The 18,388-nt window shown below is 72.5% G+C and carries 16 protein-coding genes; 11 read left to right on the forward strand and 5 right to left on the reverse strand.

The window, feature by feature from the left end; genetic code table 11:
- Nucleotides 1–150 precede the first annotated feature (150 nt).
- The 3 genes from ABTY59_RS20495 to ABTY59_RS20505 are packed head-to-tail and all read left to right on the forward strand — an operon-like array spanning nucleotide 151 to nucleotide 3,121.
- Complete coding sequence (locus tag ABTY59_RS20495; RefSeq protein ID WP_352020411.1) at nucleotides 151–543, forward strand: hypothetical protein; 393 nt, start codon at nucleotides 151–153, stop codon at nucleotides 541–543.
- A complete protein-coding gene (locus ABTY59_RS20500; protein ID WP_352020412.1) occupies nucleotides 543–2,606 on the forward strand; it encodes a hypothetical protein in 2,064 nt (687 codons plus the stop codon). The genes ABTY59_RS20495 and ABTY59_RS20500 overlap by 1 nt, the downstream gene beginning before the upstream one ends.
- 14 nt (nucleotides 2,607–2,620) lie before the next feature.
- Nucleotides 2,621–3,121, forward strand: a complete 501-nt coding sequence (locus tag ABTY59_RS20505; RefSeq protein ID WP_352020413.1) for a hypothetical protein — start codon at nucleotides 2,621–2,623, stop codon at nucleotides 3,119–3,121.
- A 221-nt stretch (nucleotides 3,122–3,342) separates the two neighbouring features.
- On the opposite strand, the gene ABTY59_RS20510 is transcribed toward ABTY59_RS20505, so the two are convergent.
- Nucleotides 3,343–3,702 carry a hypothetical protein gene (locus tag ABTY59_RS20510; RefSeq protein ID WP_352020414.1) on the reverse strand — a complete coding sequence of 120 codons (360 nt, stop codon included), beginning with the start codon at nucleotides 3,700–3,702 and terminating at the stop codon, nucleotides 3,343–3,345.
- A 654-nt stretch (nucleotides 3,703–4,356) separates the two neighbouring features.
- On the opposite strand from ABTY59_RS20510, the gene panD reads away from it, so the two are divergent.
- Entirely contained in the window at nucleotides 4,357–4,785 is a 429-nt protein-coding gene (panD, locus tag ABTY59_RS20515) for an aspartate 1-decarboxylase (RefSeq protein ID WP_352020415.1), read from the forward strand.
- A 439-nt stretch (nucleotides 4,786–5,224) separates the two neighbouring features.
- Complete coding sequence (locus ABTY59_RS20520) at nucleotides 5,225–6,637, forward strand: transglycosylase family protein (protein WP_352020416.1); 1,413 nt, start codon at nucleotides 5,225–5,227, stop codon at nucleotides 6,635–6,637.
- On the opposite strand, the gene ABTY59_RS20525 is transcribed toward ABTY59_RS20520, so the two are convergent.
- A complete protein-coding gene (locus ABTY59_RS20525) occupies nucleotides 6,518–7,501 on the reverse strand; it encodes a DMT family transporter (protein WP_352020417.1) in 984 nt (327 codons plus the stop codon). The genes ABTY59_RS20520 and ABTY59_RS20525 overlap by 120 nt on opposite strands.
- A gap of 238 nt (nucleotides 7,502–7,739) precedes the next feature.
- Between ABTY59_RS20525 and ABTY59_RS20530 the strand changes: the two genes are divergently transcribed.
- The 3 genes from ABTY59_RS20530 (at nucleotide 7,740) to ABTY59_RS20540 (ending at nucleotide 10,475) form a co-directional block, all read left to right on the forward strand.
- Nucleotides 7,740–8,462 carry a (2Fe-2S)-binding protein gene (locus ABTY59_RS20530; RefSeq protein WP_352020486.1) on the forward strand — a complete coding sequence of 241 codons (723 nt, stop codon included), beginning with the start codon at nucleotides 7,740–7,742 and terminating at the stop codon, nucleotides 8,460–8,462.
- A 60-nt stretch (nucleotides 8,463–8,522) separates the two neighbouring features.
- Nucleotides 8,523–10,007: an SDR family NAD(P)-dependent oxidoreductase gene (locus ABTY59_RS20535; protein ID WP_352020418.1), complete on the forward strand. Its 1,485-nt coding sequence runs from the start codon at nucleotides 8,523–8,525 to the stop codon at nucleotides 10,005–10,007.
- A gap of 297 nt (nucleotides 10,008–10,304) precedes the next feature.
- Nucleotides 10,305–10,475: a hypothetical protein gene (locus ABTY59_RS20540; RefSeq protein ID WP_352020419.1), complete on the forward strand. Its 171-nt coding sequence runs from the start codon at nucleotides 10,305–10,307 to the stop codon at nucleotides 10,473–10,475.
- A 59-nt stretch (nucleotides 10,476–10,534) separates the two neighbouring features.
- Here ABTY59_RS20540 and ABTY59_RS20545 read toward each other — a convergent pair whose 3' ends face one another.
- The 3 genes from ABTY59_RS20545 to ABTY59_RS20555 are packed head-to-tail and all read right to left on the reverse strand — an operon-like array spanning nucleotide 10,535 to nucleotide 13,411.
- On the reverse strand, nucleotides 10,535–11,962 hold the full coding sequence (locus tag ABTY59_RS20545) for a lipase maturation factor family protein (RefSeq protein ID WP_352020420.1): 1,428 nt from the start codon (nucleotides 11,960–11,962) through the stop codon (nucleotides 10,535–10,537).
- Nucleotides 11,963–11,984: 22 nt separating this feature from the next.
- Nucleotides 11,985–12,536 (reverse strand): DUF1990 domain-containing protein, encoded by a 552-nt coding sequence (locus ABTY59_RS20550; RefSeq protein WP_352020421.1) that lies wholly within the window; start codon nucleotides 12,534–12,536, stop codon nucleotides 11,985–11,987.
- A complete protein-coding gene (locus ABTY59_RS20555) occupies nucleotides 12,533–13,411 on the reverse strand; it encodes a YndJ family protein (protein ID WP_502995394.1) in 879 nt (292 codons plus the stop codon). The genes ABTY59_RS20550 and ABTY59_RS20555 overlap by 4 nt, the downstream gene beginning before the upstream one ends.
- 195 nt (nucleotides 13,412–13,606) lie before the next feature.
- Here ABTY59_RS20555 and ABTY59_RS20560 point away from each other — a divergent pair, with 195 nt between their 5' ends.
- The 3 genes from ABTY59_RS20560 to ABTY59_RS20570 all read left to right on the forward strand — a co-directional run bounded on the left by ABTY59_RS20560 (nucleotide 13,607) and on the right by ABTY59_RS20570 (nucleotide 18,364).
- The gene (locus ABTY59_RS20560; protein WP_352020422.1) at nucleotides 13,607–14,725 is read left to right on the forward strand and encodes a DUF6777 domain-containing protein; all 1,119 of its coding nucleotides are present in this window, start codon (nucleotides 13,607–13,609) and stop codon (nucleotides 14,723–14,725) included.
- A 49-nt stretch (nucleotides 14,726–14,774) separates the two neighbouring features.
- Nucleotides 14,775–16,865 (forward strand): SpoIIE family protein phosphatase, encoded by a 2,091-nt coding sequence (locus tag ABTY59_RS20565; protein ID WP_352020423.1) that lies wholly within the window; start codon nucleotides 14,775–14,777, stop codon nucleotides 16,863–16,865.
- A 128-nt stretch (nucleotides 16,866–16,993) separates the two neighbouring features.
- Nucleotides 16,994–18,364 (forward strand): wax ester/triacylglycerol synthase family O-acyltransferase, encoded by a 1,371-nt coding sequence (locus tag ABTY59_RS20570; protein ID WP_352020424.1) that lies wholly within the window; start codon nucleotides 16,994–16,996, stop codon nucleotides 18,362–18,364.
- Nucleotides 18,365–18,388 lie beyond the last annotated feature (24 nt).

Consider the following 18,388-nt stretch of genomic DNA (forward strand, 5'->3'; position numbering starts at 1 on the left):
GAAGATCGGCTCCCAGAAGGAGTTGATTGCCGATGACGACACAGGCGATACGACGGACCGTGCAGGGTGCGCACAAGACCGGGGGGTCTTGTGTCATTCGATGACGAATGGGCACAGCTCAAGGCCGGGGCCTTAGAGAAGCAGACGGCCATGCGTCTGAACCAACTGGGCGGCGGAGGCGGCGGAGGGGCCGGGGGTTCGAACCCTGATGCCGTACTCACGGTGGAGCAGTCGGACCTCGCGGCCATAGGCAACGCCGCCTTCAAACTGCACCAGCGGCTGGCCACCGACGGTACTCATGCCAAGGCCAGCACCGAGGGGGCGGGCACCGCGATGAAGCAGGACTTCGCGCTGGGACCGGCCCTGAGCACCGTGGCAGAGAAATGGGGCAAGCAGCTGGGCACGCTGCTCGACGCCTGCGGACATATCTCCAACCACCTTGAGTACTCCAAGAAGACCCACGCGGAGGACGAGTACGTGATCGCCACGCGGTTCAAGTTCGAGCAACTCGACCAGGGGTTCGAGGAGAGGGCGCAGCACTGATGGATCTCGACGCCCTCAGGTTCGGGGTTTTCTCGCAGCTCGGCACGGCGGCCGGCGACTGGGAGGCCATGGCGAAGAAGCTGTGGGACCTGGAGTCGGACGCCCGCGGCGACCTCGGTGGCAAGGCCGCGAAGGCCAACTGGGAGGGAGTGAATGCCACCGTCACCAAGGAGTTCATCGGCAAGACGGCCAAGGAGTTCGCCGACGCCGCCACCCAAGCCACAAGCATCGCCAACATCCTCAAGGACACGCACGGTGAACTCGACGGCTACAAGACACAGTTGAACGAGGCGATCGACCAGGGCCTGTCCCGGAACCTGACGGTGGCGGAGACCGGGAACGGCGGGTTCACGGTCACCATGAACATTCACCCGGACCGGGCCGCCAAGGGCCACGAGGTGCCGGAGCACACCGAGGCCGACGTCACCGCTCTGCGTGATCAGGTGCAGAAGATCCTGGAGCAGGCGACGGAGAGCGACAGCACCGCCGCGCAGGCGCTGACCATGCTGGTCGGCCAGACCCCGTACGGCTTCTCCGACGCCGCCTACTACAACCGCGACCGTGCCGCGCAGGCCATGAAGGATGCCGAGCGGATCGCGGACCTGCTCAAGAAGAAGGGGGACGACCTCACCCCCGAGGAGTTCGACCGGCTCAACAAGGACCTCGCCGCCTACAAGGACGACCGGCTCTTCCAGGAGAGGCTGGCCACTACACTCGGCCCGCGCGGCGTCCTCGAGTTCTGGGCCGACCTGTCCGACCCCTCGGACGGCGGCGGTCTGCAGCGGGCGCGCCTGAAGGACCTCGGCGACTTCCAGCAGAACCTGTCCTTCGTCCTGGCCGGCGCGACCCAGTCCGACAGCCCCGCCATGCGCACCTGGGAGAACGACATGGTGAAGCTCGGCGAGGAACGCGTCCAGACCCGCGGCACCCAGGTGTACGGCTACCAGCTGATGAGCAACCTGATGCGGACCGGCGACTGGGACAACCGCTTCCTCAACGACTACGGCAACGCGCTCGTCGCCACCGAGAAGAAGATGAAGCTCCCCTCGCACTACTGGAACTCCGGGGTGCCGGCGATGCCGAAGATGAACTTCACCGGTGAGGACTTCGGCCGTGACCCGATGACCGGCTTCATGACGGCACTGGCCGCCAGCCCCAACGCCGCCACCGAGTTCTTCAACAGGACCGAGCCGGAGGACAACGCCAAGTACGTCCTCGGCGACCGGGACACCTTCGACGACACGCCGCTGGACAGCAAGGACGGCAACGCGGCCAGGAACGCCACCGGCGCGGCGCTGGCGGCCGCCGCCACCGGCATGAACCCGAACGACCCGACGGCGCCCCAGGTCGACCTGACCCCCGAGCACCGCAAGGTCCTGGACCGCTCGCTGGAGTCCCTGTCGGCACGCGGCGACGACTTCCCGGCGGAGATGCGCGACGACATGGCGAAGGTCCTCTCCCGTCACAGCGACGTGGTGCACCAGTCGGCGAGCTCCCTGTCGGACAACTCTCAGGACCCGCGCCAGCTGGACCGGGCACAGCTGCTGGAGGTCACCAAGCAGGTCTCGCGGGACCAAGACGCGTACGGAATGATCAACGAAGCCATGAACCAGGAGATCCTCAAGGACATCCACAGCGACCACCCCACCGATGCGAAGGAGACCCTGCAGCGTGGCGGAGCGACGATCGGCTTCCTGGAAGAGGCCCGCTACCAGGCGTTGAAGACCGACAAGGAAGACCCGTCCTGGCAAGCCAAGTGGCTGTACCACGGCTTCGGCGGCGCGGCGAACTTCATCCCGGTCGTCGGCGACGCGGCCCAGCGTGGGGTCGATGCCCTGGCCTATCAGTGGCAGCTCGACGAGCAGGCGCGGATCGAGAAGGGCATCCAGGAGCAGAACGGCAGCACCTTCCAGTTCCGCGAGAACCAGCTGCGCGCCCTCTCCGAGGAGTGGGCGAAGGCCAATCCGGGCCATGGCAACAACGCCTACACATTGGAGAACGAGATCAATCTCGCCGCACTGAACGGCAACAACCGCGCTCATGGCCTGGCAGGTGACCAGTGAGGCGCGGCGCGATCGTGACGCTCGTCGTGGCCGCCGCTCTGACGGCCGCCGGCTGCACGGAGAAGGAGCAGCAGTACGCCACGCCGAGCAAGCTCTGCGGGGTCCCCGTCGACCCGGCGGTACTGCGGCCGGTACTCCTGCCGGGCCAGAAGCTGACCGCGAGCCCAGCATCTTCATACGGGGAGACTCACGTCTGTCGCGTGGCCGTGGACGACAAGCCTGTCCTCACACTGGAGAGCCGCCCGGCACCCGCAGACGAGAACTATCGGGCGACATGGGATTGGAAGATGCCCCGGGCCACAACAGTGAACGTCGGAGGTGAGGGCCGGGCGATCGACGTCTACGTCGCCGCTGCGCAGAAGTGTGCCCTCAAGGGCGAGCCGCGAGTGTTCCTTGCGAGTGCCGAGCGCTTCCACCCCGAGAAGGACGACGCTTCCGCCCGCAAGGCGGCCCTCGTCCGGTTCATGACCGCCTACTTCCCTGCCGCCCAAAAGGCTTCCGGCTGCGCGACCTGACCACAACGTTTGGTCCAGGGACGCAGGGTGGCGCCGGCGCAATCGCCGTGGACGGGCTCACTCTGCTCTTCGTTTCGATGAGCAGCATGCGGCAGGCGCGTCCGCAGGTGTCCGAGAGCCTTGCGTGGGGTGCGTTTGTGCCCCTCCGGCGGCTCGACGCGGGCCGTAGCGGCCACGGTACGCACCAAGGCGGTCGTTTCAGGCCGGCCTCGATCAGGTGCTTATCGCCTTCGGTGATAGACGGCTCCAAGGTCGGATGACTGACGAAGGCGTCGACGACCGTGGGCCTCCGGCTCTTCGATGACGACCGTTGTGTTGAATGGCTTCGTGCCGAAGAAGGAGTCCTCCTCCGCGTCGGCGTCCGCCTGTGCGAGGTTCAGATGCGCCTCCCGGATCTGCTCCTCCTCAGTGAGGGGTGGCTGATCTGAGGTGTCCGAGGGGGGCCAGGCCCCTGTCTGCGGAGGTTCTGTGGAGTCAGGGATCGCCGCCAGGGTCACGGCGATGTGCAGCAGGTTGACGTATCCCACCCCGGATACTTCCAGCGGCCGGGCGAACTTCCGTCCCTCCATGACGGCGAGCATGACTTCCAGTACGCGGGCCAGATAGGTGTCGTCGATGACCTGGCCAGGCGCTGCTGCTCGGCACGGAGCAACTCGACCAGGATCCGCGCCTCGCGGCGGGCAAGCTCGTCGAGCGGGTGGATCCTTCGGGCGCGAGCGTGGCGGATCCGTATCTCGGCAGGGCCGGGAAACGGTTGGTGGGACGCGCCAGGTAGAGGGCGTCCGTGAGCGTCGTCTTCCCGGCGCTGTTGGCTCCGATCAGCACACTGAAACGACCGGAGGCCTCGGGCGGGCGGCAGACAGCGAGCCGACTTCGAGAGCGGTCGAGCGACGACCGGCTGATGGCCGAAGGGGCCGTGTTTCGTGAACCGGAGCGATGCCGGTGCCCGACATTTGGTGGTGCGTGGGCGCACGTTGTCAGTGTCTGCAGAGAGGTCTCCCGTATGCCTGATGGCTCATCAGGAAAGTCAGCATCCGGTCAGCATGAGCTGCCGGGCGTTCCCGGAGGGCTGCCTGAACAGACGTCGGTGACGAAGCGAAGGCCCAGGTGAGGGTACGTATCACCCGGCCAGGGCGATGTTCCTCACAAACATCGTTCGGCGCGTGCGGGTGTAGAGTCGCGACCGCCCTTGACCTGCACGAAGTAGGCAGGGAGCCGTCTCGGAGGAGTCCCAAGTGCTGCGTACTCTGTTCAAGTCCAAGATCCACCGTGCCACCGTGACCCAGGCCGACCTGCACTACGTCGGTTCCGTCACCGTCGACGCCGAGCTGATGGAGGCGGCCGACCTGCTGCCCGGTGAGCTGGTCCACATCGTCGACATCGACAACGGGGCCCGCCTGGAGACCTATGTCATCGAGGGTGAGCGCGGTTCCGGTGTCATCGGGATCAACGGCGCCGCCGCCCATCTCGTGCACCCCGGCGACCTGGTGATCCTCATCAGCTACGCGCAGGTCGAGGACGCGGAGGCGCGGAGCTTCGTGCCGCGCGTCGTGCACGTCGACGGCGACAACCGCATCGTGGAGCTGGGGAGCGACGCCTCCGCGCCCGTCCCCGGGAGCGACACGGTGCGGGGCCCCCACGCGGTTCCCGCCGCCCGGAGCTGAGAGAGCGATCGCCCGGAGCTGGACCGACCGCCCGGAGCTGAGGGGCCGACCGTCCGGAGTGCGGGCCCGGCGGGCGGGGGAGGGGCGGTGGGGCCACCCTGGGAGGGGAGACCCCCGTGAGCCCTCGACCGAGAGGTCCGTGATGACGCACCCTCCCGAACCGCTGCCCCCGTCGCCGATCCCGCCGCCGGTGCCCTCGCCGCCGCCCGTGCCCCCGCCGAACCCGGTGCCCGAGCCCCCGAATCCGGCTCCGTCCCCGCCGCCGCAGCCGGGTGGACCCGTACCGCCGCCCGAACCCACGCCCGAACCGGGCCCGGCCTGAGGGGGCCCTCGGTCAACGCGAAGGTGACAGAAGGGCCTTGAGGTCGCGCCCGGCCCTTGTCACGGAGCGTGCGCCACCCCTAACTTGGACGGCTGCTGCTGTGTTCAAGGGGGGCCCATGGCCGTACGCGGACGTCACCGCCGCCACCAGCCGAGCCGGATCAACCGTGCCTCGCTCACCGTCACGGCGGGAGGCGCCGGAATGGCGCTGCCGCTGATCGGCTCGGGCGCGGCCCAGGCCGCCTCGCTCGACGTCTGGGAGAAGGTCGCGTCCTGCGAGTCCTCCTCCCACTGGCACGTCAACACGGGCAACGGCTACTTCGGCGGTCTCCAGTTCACCCAGTCCACCTGGGAGCGGTACGGCGGCACGCACTACGCGCCGCGCGCCGACCTCGCCTCCAAGGACCAGCAGATCGCGATCGCGGAGCGCGTCCTGAAGGGCCAGGGGCCCGGCGCCTGGCCGTCCTGCGGCCCCCGCGCGGGCCTCGCCCGGGGCGGCGAGTCGCCCGACGCCAAGCCCGACGCCAAGCCCGACGCCGAGCCCGGCGGGAACGACGTCCGCACCGCGTCCCTGCCGGGGCAGCGGGCCTTATCCGCGCCGCCGGCCCGGGGCGCGAGCCCGACGACCGTGCCCACCGTGCGCGAGATGTACACGGTGACGCCCGGGGACTCCCTGTCGGAGATCGCCCGGGAGGAGCACGTCAAGGGCGGCTGGCAGCGCCTGTACGAGGCCAACCGGACGGTCGTCGGGGACGACCCGGACCTCATCCACCCGGGCCAGCGCCTGACCCTGCGCATCACGGCGCCCCGGAAGGCGGAGAAGGCCCAGGGCAAGGCCGTGGAGAAGGCCGTCCCCGCCGCGAAGGCCGCCCGCGCGGTCGAGGCCGCGGCGCCCAGGACCCCCGTGGCGGGCCCCGCCACCCGGCCCGCCACGAAGGCGGCACCGCCGAAGCCCTCCGCCCGGCCGACGCCGAGGCAGCAGTCCGTCAAGCCGGCCCCGAAGCCCACCACCACCCGGCACACGACGAAGCCCGCCGCCAAGCCGGCCCCGAAGCCCGCCGCGCCCCGGCACACGACGAAGCCCGCCGCCAAGCCGAAGCCCAGGCCCGCCGCCGAGCCGTCCGAGGACCGCTACTCCGCACCCGTCTCCGCGGACATCGGCACCCGCTACGGCACCCGCGGCTCCTCCTGGTCCAGCGGCTACCACACCGGGGTCGACTTCCCCGTGCCCACCGGCACCTCGGTCAAGGCCGTCGCCGGCGGCCGGGTCGTGTCCGCAGGGTGGGGCGGCGCCTACGGCTACCAGATCGTCCTGCGCCACGACGACGGCCGCTACAGCCAGTACGCGCACCTGTCCGCCCTCACCGTCCGCGAGGGCCAGCGGGTGCACGCCGGTCAGCGCATCGCGCGGTCAGGGTCGACCGGCAACAGCTCGGGACCGCACCTCCACTTCGAGGTTCGGACGGGTCCCGGGTACGGCTCCGACATCGACCCCCTGGCCTACCTCAGGGCGCGGGGAGTCTCCGTCTGACGCCACCGTCGGGCCCGATGACACCGACGACGACTCCGGCGGGGCCGTCATGCGGTCGAGGGTGAGCTGGACGAGGCCGCCCGCGGCGACCGCGCCGCAGATCAGCGCGGCCACGCCGCCGGCCGCGCCGTAGCGGAAGCCCTCGCCGAAGAGCGTCACGCCCACCGCCGCCGCGACCACCGGGTTCACGACCGTGACGGTGGCCAGCGGGGCGGCGAGTCCCGCACCCCGGTACGAGGCCTGGGACAGCAGCAGACCGGTCACCGCGAACGCGGAGAGCACGAGCAGCCCCGTCCACTCGGCGAGCGGCGCCCCGGGCTCCCAGTCCTCGGCGACCGACTTCGTCAGGACCGAGGCCATCCCGAAGGACACGCCCGCCGCGGCAGCGAGCACGACGCTGCGGAGCACGGACCGGCCCACCACGTGCGCCGCCGTGAACAGGGCGGCGATCGTCCCGAAGGCGGCGCCCGCGAGCAGCCACCGCTCCCCGTCGGTGAGCGAGCCCTCGGTGCCGGTGGTCAGGCTCAGCAGCCCCGCGAGGCCCACGGTGGCCATGAGCGCGCCGCGCCAGGCCCGCCGCCCGGCCCCGCGGCCGACGAACAGGGCCGCCATGGGCAGCGCGAAGACGATGGTGAGCGCCCCCAGCGGCTGGACCAGGCTGAGCGGCCCGTACGCCAGGGCGGCCACGTGCAGGGCCGCGCCGACGCCGTTCAGGAGGACGGACACCCACCAGGCCGGGCTGCGCAGCGGCGCGTAGCGCGGACCCCCGGCGGAGGCCGCGACCCGCTCCTGCACGATCGCCGCGGCCGCGTAGGCGACCGCGGAGGCCAGGGCCAGGACGACGGACAGCATGAGTGGACTCATACCTTCCACGATCTCTCTTCCCGGCCGTCCGCGTCGTCGTACCAGGGGACGTCTTCACGGATACCGCCGACGCAGTACGCGGCCCCCGCGTACGCCCCGGGATGTACACCCGTGCAGGTCGGAACGGGTGCAAAGCAGGCTTTCCGATCACCGGGGAGCCCTTCTCGATGCGGTGCGGAAGACGTCGGAGAAGTTACGGTGGGGGCCGATCACAGGACTCCGGGGCGGGGGCGTGCGCATGGGAACCGGCGCGAGCGACGACAGCGGATCGCCGGGCGGCTTCTTCGCCCTGCGGGCCGGCGCGCCGCCGACCGGCGGCGCGCACCGCCCCCTGTCCCTGCTGTACGCGGGGGAGGACGGGCCCCTCACCGCGCGCGTGGACCGCGTCACCGCGCGCCTCGGCGCCTCCGAGCGACGCGTGGGGGCGTCCGTCGCCCACCTCGGGCTCGCCGCCCGGCTCTGGTCCACGGCCCTCGGCCCGGCGGCGATCCACGGCCGTTTTCCGGACCTGGACCCCGCCGCCTTGTGCTGGGACGGTGCGCTGACCTCGCCCGACGACCTGTGGTGGACGGGCTCCGCGACCCGCCCCGGGACCGTGGACGAGCTGCGCGCGGCCGTCCAGGAGGCGCATCTCGTCCCGCTGCACGCGGCGCTGCGCCGTGACGGCGCCATCTCCCCGCGGCTCCTCTGGGGCAACGCGGGCTCGGCCCTCGCCGGCGCCCTGCGCGAGCTGGTCCGCTGGGCCCGCGCGCAGGGGCGCCCGGACGCCGCCGAGCGGGCCGGCGTCCTCGTCGCGGGCCTCCTGGAGCATCCGGACCTCGCCGGGACGGTTCGCGGTCCCCGGCTGCGGCGCACCAGCTGCTGTCTCTACTACCGCTGCCCGGGCGGCGGGCTGTGCGGCGACTGTGTCTTCGACCACGCACCCCGAACGGGTTTGGAGGCGCGGCCCCCCGCTCCGTAAAGTTGGGTCTTTGGAAGCCCGCGAGCGGCGACGTACGAGCGAACGAGGAACCCGAAGGCCATGACGGTGACCGAAGAATTCCAGGACTACGGGCCGGGCATCGACCCCGAGCGCCTGGCCGTCTGCCTGAGCGTCCTCGACGAGCTCGACGAGATCGACGTCGACCATCCGGACGCGATCACCGTGCGGCGCGCCACCGCCGGGATCTACCGGACCGTGAAGCAGCGCCGCCGCCAGGAGCGCCGGGCCGCGAAGACCGCCAACGACAAGGCGGTCACCGAGGCCACGGCCACCGGCTCCGCGCAGCGCATCGACGACGAGACCGAGGGCCTGCTGCCCACCTCCGTCACCGAGCAGGGGCGGATCGCGGGGATACTCCAGCGTCCGCGTTCCTGCTACGTCTGCAAGACGCGGTTCGTCGAGGTCGACTACTTCTACCACCAGCTCTGCCAGCCGTGCGCGGCGCTGAACCGGGCCAAGCGCGACGCGAGCGCCGACCTCACCGGCAAGCGCGCGCTGCTCACCGGCGGGCGCGCCAAGATCGGCATGTACATCGCGCTGCGGCTGCTGCGCGACGGCGCCCACACCACCATCACGACCCGCTTCCCCAAGGACGCCATCCGCCGGTTCAAGGCGATGGAGGACTCCGCGGACTGGATGCACCGCCTGGAGGTCGTCGGCATCGACCTGCGCGACCCCGCCCAGGCCGTGGCCCTCGCGGACCAGATGATCGAGGCCGGTCCGCTGGACATCCTCATCAACAACGCGACGCAGACCGTGCGCCGCCTGCCCTCCGCCTACGCGGCCCTGGTCGACGGCGAGAGCGCCCCGCTGCCGGCCGGTGAGCTCCCCGCCCACCACGTCATCGGCGCGTTCAACTCGGGCGCGGTCGGCGAGCTCGTCGGCTCGTCCGAGCTTCCCGCCGGCGTGCGCGACCTGGAGGCCCAGCAGGTCGCCGACCTCGCGCTCGTCGCGGGCAACGCCACCATCGCCAAGCACCTGGACGGCACCGCCATCGACGCCGGCGGCCTGGTGCCGGACGTCGTCGAGAGCAACACGTGGGTGCAGAGCATCGAGCAGATCTCCCCGGTGGAGCTCCTGGAGACCCAGCTCTGCAACTACACGGCTCCGTTCATCCTCATCAGCAAGCTGCGGGCGTCGATGGCCGAGGCCGCGAAGAAGGCCGCGAGCGGCCGTGCCTACGTGGTGAACGTGTCGGCGATGGAGGGCGTCTTCAGCCGTGGCTACAAGGGCGCCGGCCACCCGAACACCAATGCCGCCAAGGCGGCGATGAACATGGTGACGCGGACCAGCGGCGAGGAGATGTTCAAGACGGACGGCATCCTCATGACCTCCGTCGACACCGGGTGGATCACCGACGAGCGGCCGCACTTCGACAAGCTGCGCCTCGCGGAGGCCGGGTTCCACGCCCCGCTCGACCTCGTCGACGGCGCGGCGCGGGTGTACGACCCGGTCGTGCGCGGCGAGGCGGGCGAGGACCTCTACGGCTGCTTCCTGAAGGACTACGCCCCCGCGAACTGGTAGGCCTCCGCCTCCGCGCTACAGCGGTTCCCGCGGTCCTGACAAGAGCGCCCCCTCGGCCTGATGGGGGCGCTCTTTCGGCTTCATTCACTCGATCGCATCACACTTTGGAGCGCGGTAGAGCGCGGACGTGCTCATTTGGTTAATCTGAGGCACACGGTCGGCCACCGAGGAGACACAACTTCCTCACGGCCTTCCCGGGACAGGCCTGCCACCAAGGCCGCGGTCCCGCCGAAAAACGGCGCCACCGCGACCGATCCGGCACCTCTCCCACCTTGACGCGACACAAAGGAGTGCGCGGTGACACCCGAACTGACCAAGCAGGAACCGCGACCGGTCGAACGCAACGAGCGGCCCCGCCGCGACGGCGAACTGGGCAGCCTCGACGTGTGGGCCCACGCGGCCCCGATCCGGCTCGCGGGTTACGAGGAGGACCTCGCCGAGCCCCACATCCTGCCGGGCATCGACTGATCCCCTCCGTTCCACCCCGGGTGCCCCCGGCCGTTCGCGGCCCGGGGGCACCGGCGCGTTCAGCGTGAGGTGTCCGAGGGTTCCCGCAGGCGGATCGGCGGCAGGTACTCCCGCACCAGCGTCCGGTGCCACCAGGCCCCGGTGGTCCGCAGCTCGTGCCAGCTCGTGTACCGGTAGCGGTAGAGCCGGGCGCGGACGAGGGCCGGCGGCGCGTCCGGGAACGGGTTGTGGGCGAGGAGCCGCAGGGTGTCCCGGTCGCCTTCGAGCAGCCGCTCCACGAAGGGGCCGAACCAGTCGCGGGCGTAGCCGGGGGAGAGCGCGGCGAACCACATCAGCCAGTCGAGCCGCAGATGGTACGGGGCGAACTGGCGGGGCAGCCGGCGCGGGTCGCCGGGCTTGCCCCGGAAGCCGTACTCCCGCCAGACCGTGCCCGGGTGCGGCACCTCTTCCTCGGTGCCCTCGACGACGATCTCGTCCCTGACCCGGCCGACCGTGCCGAACGCGCCATAGCTGTTGACCAGGTGGTACGGGTCGTACGAGCGGTTCATCGCCTGGCGCCGGGAGAGCAGGTTGCGGGCCGGGCGGTAGCTCCGTACCAGGACGAGGGCGGTCACCGCGACCACGAGGACGACGTACCAGAGCGGGGGATCCGGCTGGGGGTGCTCCCCGACGACGGGGGAGGCGTCCACGACGGAGAGCGCGAGGACGACGGTGAGCCAGTTCAGCCAGGCGAAGTTGCCGGAGAGCACCAGCCACAGCTGGGTCGCCACCATGAGCAGGGCGGCCACGGTCGCCACGGGCTGCGGGGTGAAGAGCAGGAACGGCACGAGCAGCTGGACGACGTGGTTGGCCGCGACCTCCACCCGGTGCAGCGGGCGCGGCAGGTGGTGGAAGAACCAGCTCAGCGGACCGGGCATCGGCTGGGTCTCGTGGTGGTGGTAGAGGCAGGTCAGGTTCCGCCAGCAGGGATCGCCGCGGATCTTGATCAGCCCGGCGCCGAACTCGACCCGGAAGAGCAGCCAGCGCAGCAGGAACAGGACGAGGACGGGCGGTCCGGTGTCGTCGTTCCCGAGGAACACGGCGAGCAGTCCGGTCTCCAGGAGCAGCGACTCCCAGCCGAAGGCGTACCAGGTCTGGCCCACGTTCACGATCGACAGGTACAGCCCCCACAGCACCAGCCAGAACAGCATCGAGACGGGCAGCGGCACCGCGTCCCCGGCGCCCGCCACGAGCGCGAGCGCGAGGGCGGCGCCGGACCAGGCGACGGTCGCGAAGAGGCGGTCGGAGTAGTGCCAGTGGAAGAGCGAGGGGGTGTGGCGGGGGCGGGTCGCGCGCACGTACTCGGGGACGGGGAGCATGCCGCGCTCTCCGATCAGCGCCCGGAACTGGAGGGCCGCCGATAGGAACGCCACGCAGTACAGCCCGGCGAGGCCCCGCTGGAAGACGATCCGGCTCAGCCACTGGTCGGGTGCCGTGAACCACTCCATCACCACCAGTATCGGCGAGGGATCACGTCCTGACGAGGCGCGCCAGGGTCCGGCCGAGGCGGCGGGCGTACGCGTGCTGGAGCGGGGGGATCAGGGGCCCGGCGAGGCGGGTGTACCAGGTGCCGGGGCGGCTGAAGGCGGTGACCGTGAAGCGGACTGTGCCGTCGGGCGCGAGCTCGACGACGAAGGACTCCTCGCCGCACTCGGCGTGACCGGTCAGGGTGCCGTAGGCGAAGCCGATGCGCTCCTCCTCGTACGCCGTCCAGATCACCTCGCACGGGACGCCGATGCGGAGGGGGCCCGCGCCCAGCGCCACCTCCAGGTGGACGCCGGGCCGGGCGCGCTCGGCGTCGGAGCGGACGAGCGCCCCGGTGGCCCGGTGCATCCGCCAGCTGGTGACGGCCGCACCGGCGGCCTCGAAGGCGGCCCTGCCGTGGCCGACGACCGCGCTGTGCCGCAGGTGGTGGTAGCCGGCGGGGAGCGCGTCCGGGGTGCGGGTGGCGCCGACCTCGCGGTAGGTGAGCCCCGGACGGGGCCGGGCGGGGCGGGCGAGACCATGCGTGAGGCGGGTCATGCGGGAAGCTCCGTTCGCGGGCGGATCGGAAGGGACGGGTTCGTGCGGTCGGCCTGGAGGCGGCGCCGGGCGAGGAGGGCGCAGACGGCGAAGCCGAGGGCGTTGCCCAGGCCGTGGGTGGCGGCCGTCCAGGTCAGCGAGAGGTGCGGAAGCCCGGTGGCCTCGCCGAGCGCCCAGCTGAGCGCGAGCAGCATGGTGGCGACCAGGACGAGGGCCGAGACGGCGAGGAGGCCCCGGGTGAGCCGGTCGGCGGCGAGCTCGCGGCGCTCCCTGAGGGTCAGCACGGCGACGGCCGCCATGCCCACGGTGAGGACGACGGCCCCCGCGAGCTCGGCCCAGTCGTCGACGAAGTAGCCGAGCAGGACGAGCAGGGTGCCGGCGGGGACGCTGAGCGCGGCGAGCCGGGCGGCGGGACCGTCCGAGGCGCGGCTGACGAGCCCGGCCACCAGGGCGGCGGCGAAGCCGGCGAAGTGGAAGTGCGGCACGGTCAGCGCGAGGAGGTCCAGGTCGAAGCCGAGGAGCGGGTACGCGGCCCGTTCGGCGACCAGGGCGAGGCCGGCGACGGACGGCGCCACCAGGGCGGAGAGCACGGCGATCTCGCTCGGCCGGAGCGAGCGGGTCAGGATCAGCCGGGCCGGGGCCTGGAGCGCGAGCGCCAGGGTGGTGAGGGCGTAGACGCCGGCGAGCGCGGTGGCTGCGGGGGAGCGGGGGAGCCAGAGGGCGAGGGCGCCGGGTACGGCGAGCGCCGGCCAGGCGCGCCGGAGCGCGTCCCACCCCGGGGGCCGGGGGCCGTCGAGCAGAGCGAGGCCCGTCGGTACGACCCAGCACATGCCGATCATCACGATCGGGCTCACCAGGACCGACAGCGCGGTCATACGCCACCACCCCCTACTTGAACGTGTTCAACCGGCGAGTCGAGAGTAGGTCCTTTCTTGAACGCGTTCAAGTCCCTCTCCCGTCGACCCGGTCGGCCGCTCTCCGCTTGCGCGCCCTCACGCACTGCGACAGACATGAAGGACTGGCCGCAACCGGGCGCCGGGCCCGGAGGAGAGAGAAGTCGGGAGAACCAGGTGCGCTCATCCCTCCGCCGGACGCGGCGAACCGGCCTCCCCGCCGCGGGGCTCGTCTCGGCCCTGCTGCTCACCGGCTGCTCCACCGCCTGGGAAGGCGCCGGAGGCGAACCGGCCGCCGCCCCCGTCCAGGACGTCCTCCTCCAGCCGCTCGGCGCCCAGGGCCCCGACCCCTTCACCGCCTCCACCGTCCGCAACACCGCACCCCCCGCCGCCTCGGCCGGGGGACAGGACGAGGGGACCACCCGAGCCCGCGAGGTCACCGGCTCCACCCCCGGCCTCTACGGCGGCACGCGCGCGGTCGGCAGCTGCGACGTCGAACGCCAGGTCGCCCTCCTCGCCGCGGACCGGACCAAGGCGCGCGCCTTCGCCGAGGCCGCCGGCATCCCCGAGGCCAACGTCGCCGACTGGCTGCGCGGGCTCACCCCCGTCGCCCTGCGCGCCGACACCCGCGTCACCGACCACGGCTACCGCGAGGGCCGCGCCGCCGCCTACCAGGCCGTCCTGCAGACCGGCACCTCGGTCCTCGTCGACCAGTACGGCTCCCCGCGCGTGCGCTGCGCCTGCGGCAACCCGCTCCGCAGCCCCGCCACCGACCCGGGCGGCGTCCACCAGGGCGAACCGTGGGACGGCTTCGACCCCGACCGTGTGATCGTCGTCCGGCCCACCGCCTCCGTCGTCGCCAGCCTGATCATCGTGAACACCACCGACAGCACCTGGATCGAGCGGCGGACCGGCAGCGACGGCGACGAGGACCAGGCCCCCGCCGTGGCACCCGCCTGCGACCCGGACACCTGCGCCCTCACCGGTTCCGGCACGCCCGACCCGGACGCCCCGGGCCACGACGCGTCCCCGGCGCCCGCGACCCCGGACCCCGCCCGGCCCACGACCCCGCGCCCCGAGACCCCCGACCCGTCCGGGACCGGCGGCACCGGCACCGACCCGGCGCAGCCCGTGCCCGATCCGTACACGGAGCCGTACCCCGACCCGTACACCGAGCCCTTCCCCGACCCCTTCGCGGATCCCTCCGACCCGTCCGCCCCCGACGGGCAGGTGCCGCCCGAGGAGCTCTTCCCGGCCGGTGCCGTGCCCGACCGGCCGGAGACCTTCCAGGGGTGAAAGGGATCTTCGTGGTGCGCACGGCCGGGGCTGCGCCTAGCGTGGCCCCATGACTGCGGGCAACGGGGGCGGGGAGGTGAGCGCACGGCCGCGCCGTGCGCCGGAGGAGCCGGGAGCCGCCGCGACGGGGATCCTGGCCGACTACGGCTCCGCCTTCCGCATGGGCGGCTTCGACTGGGACCTCCTGGCGGGGACCATGGCCATGGACGCCGCCGCCCTCGACGTCTTCGACATGGACCCCGCGGAGTACGACGGCAGGCCCGAGAGCCTCGGCTCCCGGGTGCTCCCGGACGAAGGCCGCCAGCTCGACACCCTGGTCGCCCAGGCGCTCAAGGACGGCAGCGAGCAGTACGGCGCGTACTTCCGCATCCGCCGCCGGGACGGCAGCCACCAGTGGACCCACACCCAGGGCATGGTCCACCGCGACGACACCGGCCGGCCCGTCCGCATCATCGGCATCCTGCGCGACGCCACCCATGAACTCACCGAGTCCGCCGCCCGCCTCGGCCTCGACGAAGGACGAAGACAGCGCGCCGGCGTCGTCGAGGGCACCACGGCGGCACTCGCCTACGCCCGCACCGTGCAGGACGTCATCGACCTGCTCAACGACTCGCACGCGCTCGAACACTTCGGAGCCGCGAGCCTCGTCATGGGCCTCCTCGACTCCGGCCGGATCCATCTGGTCGCCGAGGGTCCCGAGGGTGCCTTCGTGCCGGGCACCCGCTTCACCCGGGTGGACGAGCCGTACCCGATGAGCGAGGTCATCCGCACCCTGCGCCCCCGGTTCATCGACTCGCCCCGCGACTTCGCCGCCTCCTACCCCGTGCTCTGGCCGCACATCAGCGGCCTCGGCATCACCGCGGCCGCCTACCTCCCGCTCATCGCCCAGGCCCGGCCCATCGGCGCCCTCGGCCTCCTCTACAGCGACAAGACCGGCTTCAGCGAGGACGAACGGACCCTGCTCGTCGCCCTCGGCAGCAGCATCGCCCAGAGCCTCCAGCGGGCCATGCTCTACGAGCAGGAGCACGACCTCGCCGAAGGGCTCCAGCAGGCGATGCTGCCCCGCCGGATCCCCGAGGTGCCCGGCGCGCAGACGGCCGTCCGCTACCGCTCCGCCCGACTCGGCCGGGACATCGGCGGCGACTGGTACGACGTCATCGCCCTGCCCGGCGGCCGGGTCGGCGCCGTCATCGGCGACGTGCAGGGCCACGACACCCACGCGGCGGCCGTCATGGGACAGCTGCGGATCGTGCTGCGCGCCTACGCCGCCGAGGGGCATCCGCCCGCCACGGTCATGGCCCGGGCCTCGGTCTTCCTCCACGAACTCGACACCGAACGCTTCGCCACCTGCACCTACGCGGAGGTCGACCTGGCCACCGGGGTCGTCCAGGTGGTGCGCGCAGGCCATGTCGACCCGCTGATCAGGGAGGTCCACGGCGGCTGCCGCAGGCTCCCGGTCGAGGGCGGCCTCCCCCTCGGGCTCTCCGCCGAGTTCGGCCGCCTCGACTACCCCGTCACCACCCTGGAGCTCGACCCCGGCCAGACGCTGATGCTCTACACCGACGGTCTCGTGGAGAAGCCGGGCGCCGACCTCGACGAGGGCCTTCAGTGGCTCTCCTCCCTCGTCCGGAGGGGGCCCGCCGACCTCCAGCAGCTCGCCGACCACCTGTGCGACGTGGTCGCCGACCGGGGCGGCGAGGACGACGTCGCGATCCTTCTGCTGCGCCGCCACGGCACGTACCACCCGCAGGGCACCGGCCGCTTCCAGCAGCACGTGGCGCAGAACGACCCCGAGGCGCTGAGCTCGGCCCGGCACATGATCCGGGCCGCCGTCCGGGCCTGGGGCGCGGGGGAGCGCGCGGACGAGATCGAGCTGGTCGCGGACGAGCTGATGACCAACGCCCTGATGCACACCGACGGCGGGGCGATCGTGACCCTGCGGATCCTGACCGGGCCCCCGCGGCGGCTGCGGGTCGAGGTGGAGGACCGGTCCAGCGCCCTGCCCCGGCGCCGCGAGGCCGGCGAGGCCGGCGTCTCCGGGCGGGGGCTGCTCCTGGTGGAGCAGCTGTCGGACGCGTGGGGCGTGGAATCCCGGGGCGGCGGCAAATGCGTGTGGTGCGAGTTCACCGTGGAGGGCTGAACTTGTTAACTGAGCGTGAACTGATCGTACTTGACCGTAACTGAATGTACGCGATTGACTTCGCTCACCCGGCTCTCGACGCGGGACGCGCGCAGGACACTGCCGTACACCGCAGGACAAGAGGACACGTGAGCAGCGAGCTACTGGCACCCCTGGACCTGGCCTTCTGGCACCTCGAATCCACCGAGCACCCCCTCCACCTCGGGGCCCTCGCCCACTTCGGCCCCCCGCCCACGACCACCCCGCAGCAGCCCGTCGACGTCCTCGCCCTGCTCGCCCGGCGCGCCGCCGCCGTCCCCCGGCTCCGGATGCGCGTCCGCGACGTCCTCTTCCCCGTCGGCGGCGCCGCCTGGAGCGCCGACCCCGACTTCGACGTGCGCCGGCACGTCCGCGAGATCGCCCTCCCCGGCACCGACTTCCCCGCCGAGACCGCCCGGCTCGCCGCCGAACTCATGGAGCGCCCCGTCGCCCGCGGCCTGCCGCCCTGGGAGATGTACCTGCTCAGCGGGGCCCCCGACGGCTCCTTCGCCGTCCTCGTCAAACTCCACCACGCCCTCGCCGACGGCATGCGGGCCGTCGCCATCGGCGCCGGGATCTTCGACGAGATCGCCGCCGGCCGCCGCCCCGCGGGCCGCGCCCGGCCGGTCCCCCCGCGCTCCTGGCTCCCCGGACCCGGCCGCCTCCTCGGCATCGCCCGGGACCGCCTCGGCGACCTCGGCCGGGCCGTCGAGGTCGGCGCCTCGGTCGTCGGCTCCTCCGTCGCCCGCGCCGGCCACCTCGACCCGCGCCCCGCCGGCCCGCTCGCCGCCGACTCCAGCGGCACCCGCCGGATCGCCACCGCCACCGTGCCCCTCGACCGCGTCCACCGGATCCGCCGCACCACCGGCGGCACCGCCAACGACGTCCTCCTCGCGCTCGTCGCGGGAGCCCTGCGCCGCTGGTTCGACGGGCGCGCCCTGCCCCTGCCCGGCATCGACCCCCGGGCCCTCGTCCCGGTCTCCCGGCGCCGCCCCGGCGCCCCCGCCGGCCCCGGGAACAGCCTCTCCGGCTACCTCCTCGACCTGCCCGTCACCGAACCCGACCCGAGGGCCCGGCTCGCCGCCGTCCGGACCGCGATGGACCGCAACAAGGCCGCGGGACCCTTCCGGGGGGCGGGCGCCGTCGCCCTCCTCGCCGACCAGCTGCCCCCGCTCGCCCACCGCTTCGGCGCGCCGCTCGCCGCCGGAGCCGCCCGGCTCCTCTTCGACCTCCTCGTCACCCAGGTGCCGCTGCCCCGCTCCGCGCTCTCCCTCGGCGGCGCCCCGCTCCGCGCCCTCTTCCCGATGGCCCCGCTCGCCCGCGGCCAGTCCCTCGCCGTCGCCATGTCCCCGTACGGCGGCCGGGTCCACATCGGCCTCGTCGCCGACGGCGAGGCCGTCCCCGACCTCGACGCCCTCGCCGCCGCGCTCACCGCCGAACTCGACCTGCTCGACCCGCCGGACGCTACGCCGCGCACCTAGGGCCTGTCTTTCGGATCATGCCGG

The sequence above is a fragment of the Streptomyces sp. NPDC096079 genome (assembly GCF_040303145.1).
Taxonomy (GTDB): Bacteria; Actinomycetota; Actinomycetes; order Streptomycetales; family Streptomycetaceae; genus Streptomyces.